Below are 16,239 nucleotides of genomic sequence, written 5' to 3' on the forward strand. Positions count from 1 at the left end.
ACCGCACGCTGTCGGCGCATTCGTCGACATCACACGCCAGGCCGACAGCCGCACCGAACCTGCGGCGAAGGCGCCGAGGTCGTCCTGGCCGGCAGCTGGTGTGCCCTACTGGAGAGGGAGTTGCACCGCTTCCGTGGCCGTCGTTCGCGTGCCTGTGGCGGCCAGGTAGGTGATGCGGAGGGTGCCGGTGGTGTGTTCGCGGTCGACGAGGACGTTGACGCCGTAGACCGACTTGACCAGGTCCGGGGTCAGCACGGCCTCCGGGGCGCCCGCGGCGGCCACCTGTCCGTGGTCGAGGACGACGACGTGGTCGCAGTACCGAGCGGCGAGGTTGAGGTCGTGCAGGGCGACCACGCAGGTGACGTCCAGTGACGTCAGCAGGTCGAGGAGTTCGAGCTGGTGACGGATGTCGAGGTGGTTGGTGGGTTCGTCGAGCAGGATCTCCCGGGGCTCCTGGGCGAGGGCGCGGGCGAGTTGGGTGCGTTGTTTCTCTCCTCCGGAGAGGGTGTGCCAGCTCCGGTGCTGCTTGTCGGTGATGTCGGTCCGTTCCAGCGCCGCGTCGACGATCCGCCGATCGTGCTCGGTCAGGGCGTCGAATCGGCCGCGGAACGGTGTGCGGCCGAGTTCCACGACTTGGCGGACGTTGACGTGGTGGTGGGCGGACACGTCCTGTTCGACGACGGCGAGCCGTCGGGCAAGTAGCCGCCTGTTGAGCTGGTTCAGGCTGGTGTCGTCGTAGCGGATGGTTCCGGTGTCGGGACGGCGCAGTCCGGCCAGCAGGCGCAGCAGTGTCGACTTGCCCGAGCCGTTGGGGCCGAGGAGGCCGACGATCCTTCCGTCGTGTGCCGCCATCTCGACCTCGTCCAGCAGTCGGTGGCCCTTGACCGACCAGGAGAGTTGTGTGGTGGTGATGGTGCCCATCAGGACTCCAAACGCTTCAGGACCAGCGCGAAGGCGGGCGCGCCCAGAAGGGCGGTGATGACGCCGGCGGGCAGTTCGTGGGGCGAGAACGCCGTCCGCGCGAACACGTCCACCCAGATCAAAAAGACAGCGCCGGCGATCGCGGACAGGGGAAGCAGTGTGCGGTGCGTCGGACCTGCCAAGACGCGGACGGCATGCGGGATGAGCAGCCCGATGAAGCCGATCGCGCCGGAGGCGGCCACGGCGGCCGCCGTGACGACGGAGGTCAGCACCATCAGCCAGATGCGGGCCGCGGTGACGTTGATCCCCAGGGCGGCGGCGGAGTCCCACCCGAAGGTGAAGGCGTCGAGGGCGGGCGCGAAGAACTGCACGGCGATCACCCCGATCAGGATGATCACGACGGTGACGGTCACCCCCTCCCACCGGGCGCCCCCGAGGGTGCCGAGCAGCCAGTACGTGAATCCCCGGGTGGAGTTGGCGTCCCCGCTGACCATGAGAATGACCGAGGTGATCGCCGCGAAGAACTGGGACACCAGCACTCCGGTCAGCACCACACGGGACGGGCTGGCGACGCGTCCCCCGCCGAGCAGGAGCAGCAGCAGGCCGAAGGAGACCAGCCCGCCGACGAAAGCGCCGGTCGAGAGGGAGATGCTTCCGCCGATGCCCAGCAGGAGCACGGCGACCGCCCCGGTGGAGGCTCCGGAGGAGACCCCCAGCAGGTAGGGGTCGGCCAGGGGGTTCCTGGTGACCGCTTGCAGCACCGCGCCCGAGACCGCCAGGGCCATGCCCACGGCCGCGGCCAGCAGCACCCGTGGGAAGCGGGATTCCCAGATCAGGGCGTCAAGGAGGCCCGGCAGGGGCGGGGTGGGAGCGATGGCGCCCAGACCGATGTGCCGCAGGATGGTGGAGACCACATCCAGGGGCCGGATGTCCGCGCTCCCGAACAGCGACGCGGCGACGACCGACGCCAGCAGCCCGGCAACGGCCAGGAAGAAGAGCGCAGTCGTCGAGGTGCGCCGCCGGCGCACCGGAACCCTGTCACGGCTGGTGATCGGATCTCCGGTGCGCCCGGCAGCCTTGTGTGAAGTCGTCGTCATGATGGTTGACCGGTCACCCGAGCCTGTTCAGGCCGTCGACCAGCGCGGGAACGGCGGACGCGCTGCCGTAGCTGGGATCCATGTGGCTGCCGGGGATGGTGATGAACCGGCCGCCCTTGACGGCGGCGAGCTTGCTGGTGAGGGGGTCCTTCTTGAGGAGGTCCGCCTTCTCCTTGGCAGTGTCGTTGGGTTCGCCGCGGGTCAGGTCGGCCAGGATGATGACGTCGGGATTGCGGGCGGCGACCTCGTCCCAGCTGACCTCCGCCCACTTGGTCTTCGCGTCGGCGAAGATGTTCTCGACACCGGCGAGTTCCGAGATGTGCTGCGGCAGACCACCGGGGCCCGCCGCCCACGGAGTGCCCTCGTAGGTGGAGTAGAACCACATCACCTTCAGCGGCTTGTCCCGCTTCCTGACGGCGCCAACCGCTTTGTCGACGACGGCCCGCTGCTCGGCCGCCAGCTTCTCTCCGGCCGCGGGCACGCCCATGATCCTGCCCAGCCGGCGGTACTCCTCGTACAGCATCTCGAAGTCCGCGTCGGCCACGCTCTCGTGGTACGCGCAGTCGAACTCGGTGAGGTAGGTCGGCACGCCCAGGTCGTGGAGCTGCTTGCGTTCGCCGGACTGCTCCTTGGTGAACATGCTCGCGAACGAGCCGTAGACGAAGTCCGGCTGCGCTTCCAGTAGCTTCTCGTGCTTGATCTCCGCCCCGGGAGCGGACAGGACCGGGATCTTCTCGTACTGCGCGGCGATCGCGGGCGGCGTCTTCTCGATCTCGTAGCCCGTTCCGGCGATCCGGTCCCCCACGCCCAGGTGGATGAGGATCTCGGCGGCGGTCTGGTTCAGCGTGACGACCTTCTGGGGCGCCGCCTTGTAGGTCACGTCGGCGCCGCAGTTCTGGAGGGTGAGCGGGTAGGCCGTCGAGCCCTTGCCCGTCGCGGTGGTCCGGGCGCGGGAATCGGAAGCCGGGTCTGCCGCGCATCCAGCAACCGCGAGCACCGTCAGGGCCGTAACTATTGTGGTTATCGTTTTCGTTTTCATTGACAGGAAGGTTCCAGTTCGCAGGTAGGGGCAGAGAGGTCCTGGCAGGCAAGGCGGGTCGCCCGGCTGAGCCAGTCGAAGAACACGACTCGGTCGGGCGGGCGTTACCGCAGCATCGCGGCCAGCCGGCGGACCACCTGCTCGTCGAACAGGCCGTTGGCCGCCATCCAGTCGTCGTTGAACACGGTGTCCAGGTACTTGTCGCCGCCGTCGCAGACCAGCACCACGATGGTGACCCCGGGTCCCGCGCTCCGGGCCCGCTCCAGGGCCTTGTACACGACGCCGCCCGCCGAACCACCGATCAGGATGCCGAAGTTCCTGGCAAGGTAGCGGCAGGTCTCGAAGGCTTCCGCGTCACTGACCTTGATCCCCTCGTCGAAGACCTCGTAGTCGATGACGCCGCCGATCTCCGAGCCCTCCGGCGTACCGGTGCCGGACTGGTGGTAGGGCGCGCCCTTGCCGCCGAAGACGACGGATCCCACCGGCTCGACACCGATGATCTTCAGGTCCGGGATGCGTTCCCGAAGGAAGCGGCCGGTGCCGCAGAGCGAACCACCGGTGCCCACGGCCCCGTACAGGTAGTCGATGTCGTCGCCCAGGTCGTCGTGCAGCTCCCGGGCGAGTGGCCGGTAGCCGTTGGGGTTGCCCTGATTGCGGTGCTGGGCCGTCCAGTACGCGCCGTGCTCGGCGGCGAGGCGCTCTGCCACCGTGTCGCGCTCGGCGGTGGCGAGGCCCTCCGCGTCGCCCGCGACGTTGAGTATGTCGGCGCCGTAGGCGAGCATGCCGCGCAGCTTGTCCGTACTGGAGTGGTTGTCCACCACGGCGGTGAACTTGTATCCGCGTTCGGCGGCGATCAGCGCAAGGCCGAGTCCGGTGTTGCCGGAGGTGGATTCGACCAGCCACCCGCCGGGGGTGAGGAGCCCCGCCTCCTCCGCCTCGTCGACCATGTTCCTGGCCATCCGGATCTTGGCGGTTCCCGTCGGGTTGTACTGCTCCATCTTCAGCAGGACGGTCGCCCTGCTGTCCGTGAGAGGCAGTTCGAGCAGAGGGGTTCGACCTATCAGGTCGGAGATCTTGCTCTTGATCACGGCTTGTCCTTCGCGCAGATCTCGGTCAGACACCGTACGAAGACGTCGTTGTCCCCAGGGGTCGACAGTGAGGCTCGGATGTAGGTCTCGTATCCCGGCTCGCGCCATGCCTTGACGATGATTCCGGCACGGTGCAGCTCCCGCGCGACCCGCTCGGAGCGGCGGCCGGTGTCGATGAACAGGAAGTTGGTCGCGGACGGGACGACGCGCAGCCCCGCGTCGCGCAACCGCTCCGTGACCCTGGCGATCTCCAGAGCGGTGCGGCGGACCGTGTCCGCCAGGTGCGCGTGGTCGCCCAGCGCGGCGATGGCTGCTTCCTGGGCCGGATGGTTGACGTTGTACGGAGTGCGGACCCGGTCGAGTGCCTGGATCAGGGTGGAGTCGGAGGCGATGCCGTACCCCACGCGGACGCCCGCAAGGCCGTAGGCCTTGGAGAAGGTGCGCAGCACGATCCACGGCCGGTCGAGAGCGCGCAGAGCCTCCAGCCCGTCGGGGTACTCCGGGTTGGGGCGGGCGAACTCGCCGTACGCCTCGTCGAGCACCAGCAGGGCCGACTCCGGTACAGCGGCCACCACTTGATCCAGTTGGCCGGCGCCGAGCATCGCACCGGTGGGATTGCAGGGGTTGGCGAGGAAGACGAGCTTCGGGCCCACCGCGAGCGCGTCACGCCAGGCATCCGCGTCGAACCCGAACTCGGCGGCGACCGGGACCTTCTGGACCCGGGCGCCCATCACCCGGGGGAAGGTCTCATGCAGGCTGAACCCGGGCGCCTGGGTGACCACCAGGTCTCCGGGATCGAGTACGGCCTGGCACAGCAGCTCCAGGATGTTCTCCGAGCCGTTGCCGAGCACGACGCGCTCGGCCGGCACGTCCAGGCTCTTCCCGATGGCCTCGGTCAGCCGCCTCCCGGTGGGGTCGGGGTAGCGGGAGACGCCGTCGGCCAGGGCCTTGCGTACGGCTTCGGCGACCACCGGAGAGACACCGAACGGACTCTCGTTGTTGGAGAGTTTGATGACGCGGCCGGAGCCGCTGAGGACAGCCACCTCTGTCGGGTCGGCCCCGGGATCGTAGCTGGGCAGGCCCGCCACCTCCCTGCGTATCAAGGAGGCCGAAGTGGCTGGTGCGAGGACAGGGTTCATGACGACTCCGGTTCCGGGACGGGTGCGCCGGATGTCTCCCGGTGGAGCCGGTCGACACGGCGCAGGAACGCGACCAGCAGGATGCCGGCGGTGGCCGCGAGGCCGATGGTCTGGCCGATCCAGACACCCTCGACACCCCAATCGGCGGTCACACCGAGCAGATAGCCCGCGGGCAGTCCGATCAGCCAGTAGCCGACGAGGGAGATCCGGAAGGGTCCGGCGGTATCGCCGATGCCACGCAGGATGCCGTTGCCGATGTTCTGGACGGCGTCGAATACCTGCATGAGGGCGGCGATCAGCAGTCCGGTCACGGTCAGCGCGATGATGTCCGCGCTGTCGGCGTGCTCGGCCGAGACGAACAGGGACACGATCGGGTGCGGGATCGCCAGATACACCACGGCGATCACCAGCGTCGCGATCACGCCCCAGGCAGTGCCGAGCAACCCGATTCTGCGTGCCGTCACATAGTCGTTGCCGCCGTCGGCCTCGCTGATGTGGATCGACGCCGCGTGGGACAGCCCAGCGGAGATCATGAAGACGATGTAGACGATCTGGTTGAGCACGGTCTGCGCGGCGAGGGCCTCGACGCCCAGGGAGCCGATGACCAGGGTGAGCACGCTGAAGAACCCGGCCTCTGAGGCGTAGGTGCCCGAGATCGGCAGGCCGAGGCGCCAGACCGAACGGACCGCGTCCCCGTTCCAGCGCCACGCGTCGGGCGAGGTGAGGTACGGGCGGAGCACACCGTCGCGCAGGATCACCGCGACGAACGCCAGGAAGGACAGCAGGAACACCGTGACGGTGGCGATCGCGACGCCGACGAAACCGAAGGCGGGCAGCCCGAACTTCCCATATATCAGTATGTAGTTCAGGGCGATGGTGCCGCCGACGGAGACCAGGGTGATGGCCAGCAGCGGGCCGGGTCGCTTGAGGCCGGTGGTGAAGTGCCGCAGGTTCTGGAACCACAGGCAGGGCAGCATGCCCGGCGCCATGATCATCAGGAACTCGCCCGCTTTGTCGACCACTGTCGGGTCCTGGCCCAGCAGGACGAGCAGCGGGCCGATCAGCAGAAGCGCCGCGCAGAACGCCACGCCGCACACGGTCGCCCAGAAGAACCCGGCGAACAGCAGTGCGCCGATGCGTTCCTCGTCCTCCCGCACTCGCGCCTCGGCCACCAGATTGCCGACCCCGGTCACCAGGCCCGTCCCGGTGGTGCGCAACTGGTTGAACAGCGCGATGGCCAGGCCGGCGGCGGCGATCTCGACCGCGCCGAGCCTGCCGAGCATGACGATGTCCACCGTGGTCAGCGCGACATAGGCGAAGTTGGTCAGGATCAACGGGAACGCGAGCTTGAGCAGGGCACGCGAGTTCTTGACCCACCAGCCGGTGCCCTCCTCCGTCGTGCCGGTGGTGACGGTCGTGCCGCTCGTGTCGGTGCTCACCAGAAGTTGACCTTTTCCCCGCGCCCGTCCGCCAGCGCGAGGTCGGCTATGTACCGGCCCAGCGCGGCGTCGGTGACCGCCATGCCGCTGTTGTAGGCGAAGACCACGTCGTCCGGGCGGCGTCGGGCGGGTGCCCGGCCGAGCAGGATGTCGGGCAGCTGGGCGTCCACCGCCGGCAGGCTGCCGTCCGCGCCCCGCAGGTCGTCGCAGGTGGCGTGCATCTGGGCGGCATCGGTGGCGATCCGGTAGTCAGCGCCGTGGCACACGTCGGCGTGCACGCCGTACCCGAGCAGTACGGCGACCGAGCCCGGCTTCATCCAGTCACGCCGGACCTCCTCCGTGGCGGACAGGCCGGCGGCGCCGACCACGATGTCCGCCTCGCCGGCGGCCTCCCGAAGATCCTTGACGATCTCGACCTCGCGGCCGTCGACGCTGTCCTGGACGGCGCGCAGACCCTCGGGATAGGTGCCGAACACCTGCAGGCGCTCCAGCTTCGGGAGGGCCGCGACCAGCATCGGCAGGGCCGCCTGCCCCTGGACGCCGGTGCCGACGACCAGGGCGGTCCGTGCGTCGGGGCAGGCCGCGCGGGCGAACAGCGCGGTGCTGGCCGACGACCGCAGCGGTCCGAGCTTCACCACGTCCATCAGCGCGATGGGGGCCCCGGTGGTGTCATCGACGAGGAAGACGAACGAGTGGAACCGGTAACTGTCCCACGTCCGCCGCGGGTCGAACTCGTAGACGGCCTTGAAGCAGACAGTGCCGCTACCCGCGTCCCTGGCCACCATCGAATAGCTCAGTGAGCGGTGGTCAGGATCGTCGATGATCGTCTTGACCGGGTTGTTCGAGCCGCCTTCACGCAACGCGCGGTAGGCCTGCTCGACGACCGCGAGCACCTGCCGGCGGTCGAGATCCAGCGCCTCCTGCTGTGATTGGGGCAGCAGCCACAACTGCCCGGGCGGGGCGTAACTCGGCGACATGCGAGTCTTCTCCTTCATCGGTGGTCGTATCGGATTCGTTCGAGGTCTCATCGGATCCCGTCGAGGTGCCAGCGCGGCGGGGCCCCGTCTTCTCCGAGGCGCAGAACGGCCTTCAGCGGCAGTGCGGCGTCATGGAACGGCGACTCGTTGGAGTCCATCTGGTAGCCGGCGGTGTTGAGGTAGACCAGGTGGTCACCTCGCCGGACGGGCCGGGGGAAGCCGATCTTCCGCCAGGTCACCAGGTCGCTCTCCAGGCACGTCGAGCCCGCGACACAGGCCGGGAACACCTCGTCGGCAACGGCCTGGGCAGACATCAGCAGTGGGTCGGGGAGGTAGTCACTGTTGAACCACTGCTCGGAGAGACTGAAACTGCTGCCCGCCACGGTGACGATCGCGTACCCGTCGGTGTCCCGTCGGTCGTCGACCTGCTGTACGCGGTACATGGTGAATCCGGCCTGGTCCAGCAGGGCCCGGCCGGGCTCGACGACGAACCGGATGCCGTGGCGTGCCGCCTTCACCGCCAGGCTCTCGCCACCGTCGACCGGGTGCGCCATGAGCGCGCGCACTGCCTGGGGGGCAGGCTGTCCCCCGTACGGATAGAAGTCCTTGAAGTCCTTGGTCGCGTGGTAATGAGCCGGCTCGTTCTGCGCGAGGAACTCGTTCCAGAGCCGCGGCTCGACATAGCGGACCGGCAACCCGCCCCCGATGTCGACCAGTTCGGCGGAGGTCGAGCCGCGCCGCCTGGCGTCGAGGCAGTGCTCGATCATCTCGTTGGCCGCCGTCGCACGCTCCGCGCTGGAGTACCCGTTGAGGTGGAAGGAGAAGCCCCGGAGGCTGATGTGGTCCGCGAGTTCCGCGCACAAACCGACGGCGGTCTCACGCTCGGCGGCGGACAGCCCGAAGCGGCTTGCGGGTTGGCCGGCCGTCCGGGACCGCAGCAGCACAGTGGCCTGCCGCCGCGCGAGCCGAGCGGTCGCGGCGAGCCGACGGAGTTCGCTGATCGAGTCGACGGCGACCAGGCAGCCGTGCTGGATGGCGAGAGCGTGCAGCGCGTCGTCCTTCTCCGGACCGGACACTCCGATCCGATGCCCGGGCACTCCACCGGCCAGAGCCTTGACCAGTTCAGGGGTACTGGCGACATCGACTCCGGCATCGAGAGCGGCGGCCGACCTGACGTAACAGTCGGCCTTGTTCGCCTTCTTGGCGAACAGGATGTCGGCGGCGGCGCCCGCCTCGGCGAACGCCCGCCGGAGGGTGACGACGTTCTCCTCGAAGATCTCCGGCAGCACGACATGCAGCGGTGACCCCAGGCCGTCCAGGAGGTCGGCCAGCAGGACGCGGTGATCCGCCAGGAGCGTGGAGACATGGGGATGCCGGAGTGCGGTGAGCGCGAAGGGCCGGACTACGGCCGTCGGGCGCTCCAGCACTTGTCGTGAGATGAGCACCCCGTACTTCTATACGATTATGACACTCATTTTCAATAGATGCCCGAGGGGAGCCGTCGCCGCGAGGCGGCCAATAGGGCGTTATCGCCACACAGCGGGCGTCGAGCTCGACAAAACTGTCGAGCTGGAGATGCGGAGTTCGACGCAAGCGCAGTCAAGGACGGTCGACCGTCGGACTACGACCCGCCCGAACGCCTCCGCATCAGGCGAGCAGATGGGCCGGCACCCCGACCGCCCCCACGAAGCAGAGATCGCCGAGATCGCGTCGAAGTCACACCCCGGGGCAGACCAGCACCGAAGCGAGGCACGGAGGAGCCGGTACTTCGGCCCGCCCCTCGCGGGCAGTCACGCAACGAGCCCGTGACAGCACCTCCGATGGGATGACGCCCTGCTCCAGCACAAGACCGCCGCGAAGGCATTCCTGGGGAGGATCGACCGCCCTGGGGAGCGCGTGGGGAGAATCGACCGCGTAACCCAGCACGATCCCGAAAGAGGCCGAAACACTTGTCCGTGCAGGTCAGGGGTGGGTACAGCCGCATCGATAGAGGTCAGCGCCACCCGGTAGACAACTTCATGACGTACGAGCCGAAGTCGTGAGTAGGCGAGACCGCCTGGATCTGATGGCAGGGCGCTGACCCTGCAAGTGCAGCGGCGCGGTTGAGACGCTCGGCGTTGTGGATATCGCAGTTGAAGGATCCCAGTCGGGCGAGCCCGTGCAGGGACTTGGCGGTCGAGCTTGGTGGCGGCAGAGTGTTGCGGGTGTCGGATGATCTTGTGCCTGATGAGCTGTGGGAACGCGCTCCGCTGCTGCCGCCCCGCCCGCCGCGGCGACATCGGTATCCCGGACGCCTGCCGGCGGACGACCATGCGGCCCTGCGGGGCATCGTCTACGTGCTGCGCAAGAACGTCAGCTGGAGAGACGTGCCCGCCGAGCGGACCGGCTGCAGCGGGGTGACGGCCTAGGGCGTGTTGCGAAAGTCCCGCCTGCCCGACGGCGCCTGGCACGCACGCTCGCCGCGTTGTCGGGATCACCCCGATACGTCCAGTATCGGGGCGACCCTCCGCCTTGCGATCGCACGCACCAGACGCCGTCGGGCCCGCCCTGCGGGCGGTCGGCGCTACTTTCGCAACACGCCCTAGCGGCGCCTGCGGGACTGGACCGAGGCCGGCGTCTGGCCCCGACTGCACGAAGCGCTCCTGGCCGAACTACGCAAAGCCGGTCTGCTGGACATGAACGACGCCGCGATCGACGGCTCGCACATCCGGGCCCTGAAAGGGGGCTCACACCGGACCTTCGCCGGTCGACCGCGCCCGGCCGGGCAGCAAGCACCACCTGATCGTCGACCGACACGGAACCCCTCTCGCCGTCACTCTGACCGGCGGAAACAGGCACGACGTCACCCAGCTGACGCCACTGCTGGACGCGATTCCCCGCATCCGCGGCCTGGTCGGCCGGCCGGTAGCGGGCCGCGAGGCGCGCCGAGGACATTGCTTTGCACTACGCCACCACCGCAGCCAACGCCAGGCCGAGCAGCAGCCCCGACCCAGCCGCGGCGGCCGCCGGAGCCAGGGCCGCGAAGATCCCCGCCCCGATCATCGACCCCAGGCCGATCACGACGGCGTCGAACACACCCAGGTGCCGCTTCAACTCGCCCGTGCCCGCAGGCCCCGACACCGCACTCATCACTCGCTCCCCAACCGCGCTCCGCCAGACGTACCGGGGCACCGTAAAGGAACAAAGTGACGAGCCGCGGACAGCACCCGGGCGGGCGAAGAAGGCGTGCTCAGAGCCCGATTACGGCGAATACCCCTGGCTCTCCTGCGTGAGCGCAGCGTGAGCGGACGTTCCAGCACGGCCCGCCTCCGTCTGGACCGCGCGGGACCGTTCGGACTCGGCGGCTTGGAAGCAGCGGGTCACCACTGTGCGACGAGCGGCGTGTCCGGTCCGTGCTCGCGCCAGGCTTCGGTGAGGCGGACGAGGCGGGCGGGGGCGGCGATGCCGCGCACGGTCGCGATCCTGCCGCCCGCGATGTCGAAGGTCACGGCGCCGATGACCTGGTCGGCGAGGACGAACAGGATGGCGGGTGTGCCGTTGACGACCGCATAGTGGATGGCCGGTGTGCCGCCGGCCAGTCGCCGCTTCGCCGGTGTGGGCTTGAGGCCGGCCCGTACGACAGCGGCGATGCGCTGCGGAGTGTCGAACCGCAGCAGCTTCTCGGCCGTGCCGCCCATGCCGTCCGAGATCGCGGTCGCGTCGTCGGTGAGCAGCGCCACCAGCCGTTCGGTGCGACCCGAGGCGGCGGCCGCGAGGAACTCCTCGACGATCCTGCGGGCGGATGCCGGGTCGACTTCGCCGTCGCCGCGGCGCGCGGCGGTGATGCGGCGCCGGGCTCGGTGGAGATGCTGCTGGCTTGCCGATTCGGTGATGTCGAGGATCTCGGCAATCTCGGCATGACCGTAGGAGAACGCTTCGCGCAGCACGTAGACGGCCCGTTCGAGGGGGGACAGGCGCTCCATGAGCGTCAGCAGGGCCAGAGAGACCGACTCGCGCTGCTCGAACGTCTCGGCCGGACCGAGCAGCACATCGCCGTCGAGGAGCGGTTCGGGCATCCAGGCGCCGGCGGTGCGTTCACGGCGCGCCTGTGCCGAACGGAGCCGATCCAGGCACAGGTTGGTGACGACCTTGGTCAGCCATGCCTCCGGCACCCTGATGCGCTGCCGGTCCGCGGCCTGCCAGTGCAGGAACGCGTCCTGCACCGCGTCTTCGGCGTCGGTGGCGGAGCCCAGCAGCCGGTACGCCAGCGAGGCCAGTCGGTTCCGGCTCGCCTCGAACCGGCCGGTGTCGAAGCGATCAGTGGCGGTGCTGTCCATGCGGACCACCCTATGTGGTGTGACGGAAGGCTCGACTCGGGGCATTCTCCGTGTGGGGGTGGGGTGTTGCGCGCCGAGTCGGTGGGCGAGCAGGGGTCAGACCGCCGCGTGCGCGGCCAGCTGTACGGGCGCTTCTTCGGTGGTGGCGGGAGGGCGTCGGCGCAGGTCGCCGACCAGGCACAGCACCGCACCGAGCGTGAGCCACGTGGCCAGGACGGTGGCGGAGTGGGTGGCGCCGTGACCGTCGAAGAAGGCGGTGGAGCGCAGCAGTTGGCCGCCGGCCCCAGGTGGCAACAGTTGGCCGAGGGTGCCGGACCAGTCGGGCAGCATCTCGGGTGCGGTCGCGGTGCCCGACAGGGGGTTGCCGATGAGCATCATGGTGGCGCCGCCGAGGCCGAAGCCGACGTACCCGAGCAGCGACTCGAGACCGAGGATGGTCAGGGCGATGGCCGCGATCGTCAAGGCGATGGCCCCGGTGTTGGCGGCGTACGAGCCGTCGAGCGAGCCGAACCAGAACTGCAGGATCGCCGTCACGGCGAGTCCGCCGGTGACGGCGAAGGCGAGCGCTCCGACGACGCGGCGGACACTGCCGCGGACGAGCCTGGTCAGCAGCAGGGCGGTGAGCAGGCCGCCCATGACCAACGGCAGGGCTCCGGCGGCCAGTCCGGCGCCACGTGGGTCGTCGGCCGGCAGCGGGACGAGGTCGCGGGCGGCGCCAGCGGTGCCGGCTCCCTGCGTCTGGCCGAGGCCGGCCGCGATGCCGTTCAGCGTCTGGGCGACGGCGGCACTTCCGGCGGACGCGGTGATGACCTGCGGGATGCCGGAGCCGAGGTCGATCGCCCCGTACACCTCACGGTCGCGGATCAGGCGTTCGGCGGCGGCGGTGTCGGTGACCTCGACGACCTCGAAGCCGTCGGGCAGCCGTTGGTCGAGTACGGCCGTCATCTGCCGGACGGCGGGTGCGGGCCCGGCGACGGCGATCGGCACGTCATGCACCGATGAGCGCACCGACGGCCAGGCGAAGGCGATGAGCAGCAGGCTGATGCTCACCGTGAGCAGGGCGACCGCCATCGCAACGGCCGGCCAGGGGGAGGGTGAGTGGGACGTGTCGGCTGCGGGCGCGGCCTGAGTGGACATGCCTGCTCCTTGAGAGGAGGGAGTTCCTTGCCGAGTGGCTCGAGATCGTGTAGCGCGACCCGCCGGCTACGCGACCGCCTCCTCCGCAGCGGACGCCTTCGGCGCGGCGGCCAGGAGGTGGTGCTTGCGCTTGGGCAGGCCGAAGGTCGGGTGCTCGGTGGCCCACAGCGACATCCTGAGGATGCCCGCCTTGATCCGGGCGGCCTTCCAGCCGCCCATGAACTTCGGCTTCGCCTGTCCTTCGCCGTCGACCAGCTGCAGGATGCCGTCCCGCCGCCCGAGGCTGATGTGATTGCCCGGGTACTCCAGCCTGGTGTTCGCGATCTTGCCGCCGGTCAGGCGTCCGACGATCGCGTCCACGGCCTGCCGGCCGGTGTAGCCGGCCGAGGCGCAGGACATCGGCAGTGGCCGGCCGTTGTCGCCGATGACGTAGCCGCTGTCGCCGACGGCGTAGACGTTCGGGTGCGAGAGCGACCGCATGGTGCGATCGACCACGATCCGACCGTCCTCGGTGACCTCGAGCCCGCCGACGGCAGCGATGGAGCTGACCGCGAACCCGGCCGTCCACACGGTCGCGTCGGCCGCCAGGGCGGTGCCGTCCGCGCACAGCACCCGCGTCTCCTCGACGGCTTCGACGCTCGTGTGCTCCAGGACGATGACGCCCAGCCGATCGCAGACCTGGCGCAGGTGGCCGCGGGCTCCGGCCGAGAGCGGGGCGCCCAGCTCACCGCGGGCGACCAGCGTCACCGAGAGGCCGGGGCGGGATTCGGCGATCTCGGTGGCGGTCTCGATGCCGGTCAAGCCGTCGCCGACGACCAGGACATTCACGCCTCCGCCCCGCTTCTCCAGGCCGTCCAGGCGCTCACGCAGGCGCAGCGCGGAGGGCCGGGCGGAGACGTCGAAGGCGTGCTCGGCCACACCGGTGACGCCGCGGTCGTCACCGTGGCTGCCCAGCGCGTAGACAAGCGTGTCGTAACCGATCTGGCCGCCGCCGTCGGCGTCGGCCACGGCGACGACCCGGCGTTCGGGGTCGACGGCCGTGACACGGGCCAGGCGCAGCCGTATCCCCGTGCCCGCGAAGACCTCGGTGAGCTGGGGAGCATCGATCTCCTGGCCCGCCGCGAGCTGGTGCAGCCGCAGCCGCTGGACGAAGTCCGGCTCGGCGTTGACCACGGTGACCTCGGTGTCCTCCGGGGACAGTCGACGGGCCAGGGTCCCGGCCGCGTAGGCCCCGGCATAACCGGCGCCGAGGACGACGATGTGGTGCTTCATGGTGTTGCTCCTGTTCGTTCGCTTGGCTCTCGGGGACTTGAGCGGAACAGCGCCCCGATTCCTGACAGGCGCCATAGGTGACGTGGGTCACATTCGCTCTTGGGGGTTCGAACGACCTCGATTCCTGCCCGTGCCATCAGCGGCTAGGGCGTGTTGCGAAAGTAGCGCCGGCCGCCCGAAGGGCGGGCCCGACGGCGTCTGGTGCGTGCGATCGCAAGGCGGAGGGTCGCCCCGATACTGGATGTATCGGGGTGATCCCGACAACGCGGCGAGCGTGCGTGCCAGGCGCCGTCGGGCAGGCGGGACTTTCGCAACACGCCCTAGACGGTGGCGGAGGCGGCGGGCCCGTACAAGCAACTGCCGAGCGCTCGTCGCACCACCGGTTCTCCGTCAGGTGCGAGACGGCGGACGGCAATGGCCGGTGCGCATCCCAGGCCACGACGACGGGTCTCCTCATCCACCTCGATCGCCGTTTCCCACATCGGCAGGGTGGGATACGCGTTGCGGGCAGCGGAGAGGGGGCCATCCGGCCCTCGCGCTCCCCGTGATGTGAAGCGGAAACTGGATGCGGACACCGATCAGGAGGTCCCCGATGAGCTCACTTGCTTCCCCCAGGCTCACGACCCTTCTGTCCGCCGACCAACGCGCGCGGTTGATGGTATGCAGCCGCCCGGTGGACCTCCCGGAAGGCACCCGGCTGTTCGAGGAGGGCTATCCCGCCCTGCGCTTCTGGATCCTTCGGACGGGCACGGTCACCTTGGACGTCTCGGTGCCTGGCACACGGTCGGCGGTGATCGACACCGTGAACGCGGGTGAGCTCCTCGGATGGTCTTGGCTGTTCGCCCCGTATCGCTGGCACTCCGGAGCGGAGGCCATGACACGTGTGCGGGCGTACGAGTTCGAGGCGATGGCCGTGCGCCGGATGATGAACGCCGAGCCGGACCTCGGCTCCGCCCTCGGGCAGCTCGTCGGGCAGACGCTCGCTCGTCGCCTCGTCTCCGCCCAGGTACGACTGCTCGATCTGTACGCCCCGCACGGCAGCGGCCTGTAGACCCTCGTCCACCTCCGGGAGAACACCATGTCCGCCTCGCACTACACCGTCAGCGACGTCATGACCCACACCGCCGTCGCGATCGGCCGCGACGCGCCCTACAAGGAGATCGTCGCGCTCTTGGACCAGTGGAAGGTCAGTGCCCTTCCCGTCCTTGAGGGAGAGGGACGTGTCGTCGGAGTCGTGTCGGAGGCGGATCTCCTGCCGAAGGAGGAGTTCAGGCTGGAGGAGCCCCGCCCGGACGAATTCGCCGAGGCTGCCAAGGCCGGAGCCCTGCGGGCCGGTGAGCTCATGTCGAGTCCGGCCGTGACCGTCCACCCGGACGCGACGCTCGCCGAGGCGGCACGGATCATGGCCACCCGGAAGGTGAAGCGGCTGCCGGTGGTGAACGGGATCGGAATGCTGGAAGGGGTCGTCAGCCGGAGCGACCTGCTCAAGGTGTTCCTCCGGACGGACGGCGAGATCGAGGAGGAGATCCGCCGTTCCATCCTCGGCGAGTCGGCCGCCCCGGCAGGGCTCGACGTCTCCGTGCGGGAGGGTGTCGCCACCCTTCACGGTGCACTCCTCGAACGGTCGCTGGTGCCACTGCTCGCACGCGCCGTGCGGGCGGTGGAGGGTGTCGTCGACGTACGGATGGATCTCGGTGCCCACGAAGGCGCTGCATGACAGACAATCCTTGTGGGGGCGGGTACGAGCCCACCGACCGCGGGGAGCGCCATGTCCGATCTGCCGGCAGCCGCCACACCCACGCGGGTCTTCCTCG

Annotated in this window: 13 protein-coding genes and 3 pseudogenes; 4 read left to right on the forward strand and 12 right to left on the reverse strand. The window is 69.4% G+C overall.

The window, feature by feature from the left end:
• Positions 1-105 precede the first annotated feature (105 nt).
• From ACF08F_RS35675 to ACF08F_RS35710, 8 genes are all read right to left on the reverse strand, one after another.
• The gene (locus ACF08F_RS35675; RefSeq protein ID WP_392302698.1) at positions 106-921 is read right to left on the reverse strand and encodes an ABC transporter ATP-binding protein; all 816 of its coding nucleotides are present in this window, start codon (positions 919-921) and stop codon (positions 106-108) included.
• Positions 921-1,949 (reverse strand): FecCD family ABC transporter permease, encoded by a 1,029-nt coding sequence (locus ACF08F_RS35680; RefSeq protein ID WP_392302713.1) that lies wholly within the window; start codon positions 1,947-1,949, stop codon positions 921-923. Before ACF08F_RS35680 ends, ACF08F_RS35675 begins: the two co-directional genes overlap by 1 nt.
• Positions 1,950-2,031: 82 nt before the next feature.
• A complete protein-coding gene (locus ACF08F_RS35685) occupies positions 2,032-3,057 on the reverse strand; it encodes an ABC transporter substrate-binding protein (RefSeq protein ID WP_392302699.1) in 1,026 nt (341 codons plus the stop codon).
• Positions 3,058-3,161: 104 nt separating this feature from the next.
• Positions 3,162-4,145 carry a PLP-dependent cysteine synthase family protein gene (locus ACF08F_RS35690; protein WP_392302700.1) on the reverse strand — a complete coding sequence of 328 codons (984 nt, stop codon included), beginning with the start codon at positions 4,143-4,145 and terminating at the stop codon, positions 3,162-3,164.
• Positions 4,142-5,284, reverse strand: coding sequence for a histidinol-phosphate transaminase (hisC, locus tag ACF08F_RS35695; RefSeq protein WP_392302701.1), 1,143 nt, complete (start codon positions 5,282-5,284; stop codon positions 4,142-4,144). The genes ACF08F_RS35690 and hisC overlap by 4 nt, the downstream gene beginning before the upstream one ends.
• Positions 5,281-6,723, reverse strand: a complete 1,443-nt coding sequence (locus tag ACF08F_RS35700) for an MATE family efflux transporter (protein ID WP_392302702.1) — start codon at positions 6,721-6,723, stop codon at positions 5,281-5,283. The genes hisC and ACF08F_RS35700 overlap by 4 nt, the downstream gene beginning before the upstream one ends.
• On the reverse strand, positions 6,720-7,700 hold the full coding sequence (locus tag ACF08F_RS35705) for an ornithine cyclodeaminase (protein WP_392302703.1): 981 nt from the start codon (positions 7,698-7,700) through the stop codon (positions 6,720-6,722). Before ACF08F_RS35705 ends, ACF08F_RS35700 begins: the two co-directional genes overlap by 4 nt.
• Positions 7,701-7,747: 47 nt before the next feature.
• Positions 7,748-9,145 (reverse strand): alanine racemase, encoded by a 1,398-nt coding sequence (locus ACF08F_RS35710; protein ID WP_392302704.1) that lies wholly within the window; start codon positions 9,143-9,145, stop codon positions 7,748-7,750.
• Positions 9,146-9,904: 759 nt separating this feature from the next.
• Between ACF08F_RS35710 and ACF08F_RS35715 the strand changes: the two are divergent.
• A pseudogene (locus ACF08F_RS35715) lies at positions 9,905-10,102 on the forward strand (transposase); the annotation flags it as partial.
• Between the two features lie 183 nt (positions 10,103-10,285).
• A pseudogene (locus ACF08F_RS35720) lies at positions 10,286-10,604 on the forward strand (transposase); the annotation flags it as partial.
• A gap of 42 nt (positions 10,605-10,646) precedes the next feature.
• Here ACF08F_RS35720 and ACF08F_RS35725 read toward each other — a convergent pair.
• The 4 genes and pseudogenes from ACF08F_RS35725 to ACF08F_RS35740 form a co-directional block, all read right to left on the reverse strand.
• Positions 10,647-10,829: pseudogene (locus tag ACF08F_RS35725) on the reverse strand (amino acid permease); the annotation flags it as partial.
• A gap of 230 nt (positions 10,830-11,059) precedes the next feature.
• Positions 11,060-12,016, reverse strand: coding sequence for a sigma-70 family RNA polymerase sigma factor (locus ACF08F_RS35730; protein ID WP_392302705.1), 957 nt, complete (start codon positions 12,014-12,016; stop codon positions 11,060-11,062).
• A 96-nt stretch (positions 12,017-12,112) separates the two neighbouring features.
• Positions 12,113-13,153, reverse strand: coding sequence for a hypothetical protein (locus ACF08F_RS35735; protein ID WP_392302706.1), 1,041 nt, complete (start codon positions 13,151-13,153; stop codon positions 12,113-12,115).
• A gap of 66 nt (positions 13,154-13,219) precedes the next feature.
• Positions 13,220-14,425, reverse strand: a complete 1,206-nt coding sequence (locus ACF08F_RS35740; protein ID WP_392302707.1) for an NAD(P)/FAD-dependent oxidoreductase — start codon at positions 14,423-14,425, stop codon at positions 13,220-13,222.
• 592 nt (positions 14,426-15,017) lie between these two features.
• On the opposite strand from ACF08F_RS35740, the gene ACF08F_RS35745 reads away from it, so the two are divergent.
• A complete protein-coding gene (locus ACF08F_RS35745) occupies positions 15,018-15,476 on the forward strand; it encodes a Crp/Fnr family transcriptional regulator (protein ID WP_392302708.1) in 459 nt (152 codons plus the stop codon).
• 27 nt (positions 15,477-15,503) lie between these two features.
• Positions 15,504-16,142, forward strand: coding sequence for a CBS domain-containing protein (locus ACF08F_RS35750; RefSeq protein WP_392302709.1), 639 nt, complete (start codon positions 15,504-15,506; stop codon positions 16,140-16,142).
• Positions 16,143-16,239 lie beyond the last annotated feature (97 nt).

Source organism: Streptomyces sp. NPDC015130 (genome assembly GCF_043080005.1).
In the GTDB taxonomy this organism is placed as follows: domain Bacteria; phylum Actinomycetota; class Actinomycetes; order Streptomycetales; family Streptomycetaceae; genus Streptomyces.

Excerpts from the sequence above, each read along its gene's own strand:
- ACF08F_RS35750 (WP_392302709.1), top strand. The coding sequence starts at position 15,504 with ATGTCCGCCTCGCACTACACCGTCAGCGACGTCATGACCCACACCGCC.
- ACF08F_RS35745 (WP_392302708.1), top strand. The coding sequence starts at position 15,018 with ATGAGCTCACTTGCTTCCCCCAGGCTCACGACCCTTCTGTCCGCCGAC.
- ACF08F_RS35735 (WP_392302706.1), bottom strand. The coding sequence starts at position 13,153 with ATGTCCACTCAGGCCGCGCCCGCAGCCGACACGTCCCACTCACCCTCC.
- ACF08F_RS35730 (WP_392302705.1), bottom strand. The coding sequence starts at position 12,016 with ATGGACAGCACCGCCACTGATCGCTTCGACACCGGCCGGTTCGAGGCG.
- ACF08F_RS35705 (WP_392302703.1), bottom strand. The coding sequence starts at position 7,700 with ATGTCGCCGAGTTACGCCCCGCCCGGGCAGTTGTGGCTGCTGCCCCAA.
- ACF08F_RS35685 (WP_392302699.1), bottom strand. The coding sequence starts at position 3,057 with ATGAAAACGAAAACGATAACCACAATAGTTACGGCCCTGACGGTGCTC.
- hisC (WP_392302701.1), bottom strand. The coding sequence starts at position 5,284 with ATGAACCCTGTCCTCGCACCAGCCACTTCGGCCTCCTTGATACGCAGG.
- ACF08F_RS35675 (WP_392302698.1), bottom strand. The coding sequence starts at position 921 with ATGGGCACCATCACCACCACACAACTCTCCTGGTCGGTCAAGGGCCAC.
- ACF08F_RS35740 (WP_392302707.1), bottom strand. The coding sequence starts at position 14,425 with ATGAAGCACCACATCGTCGTCCTCGGCGCCGGTTATGCCGGGGCCTAC.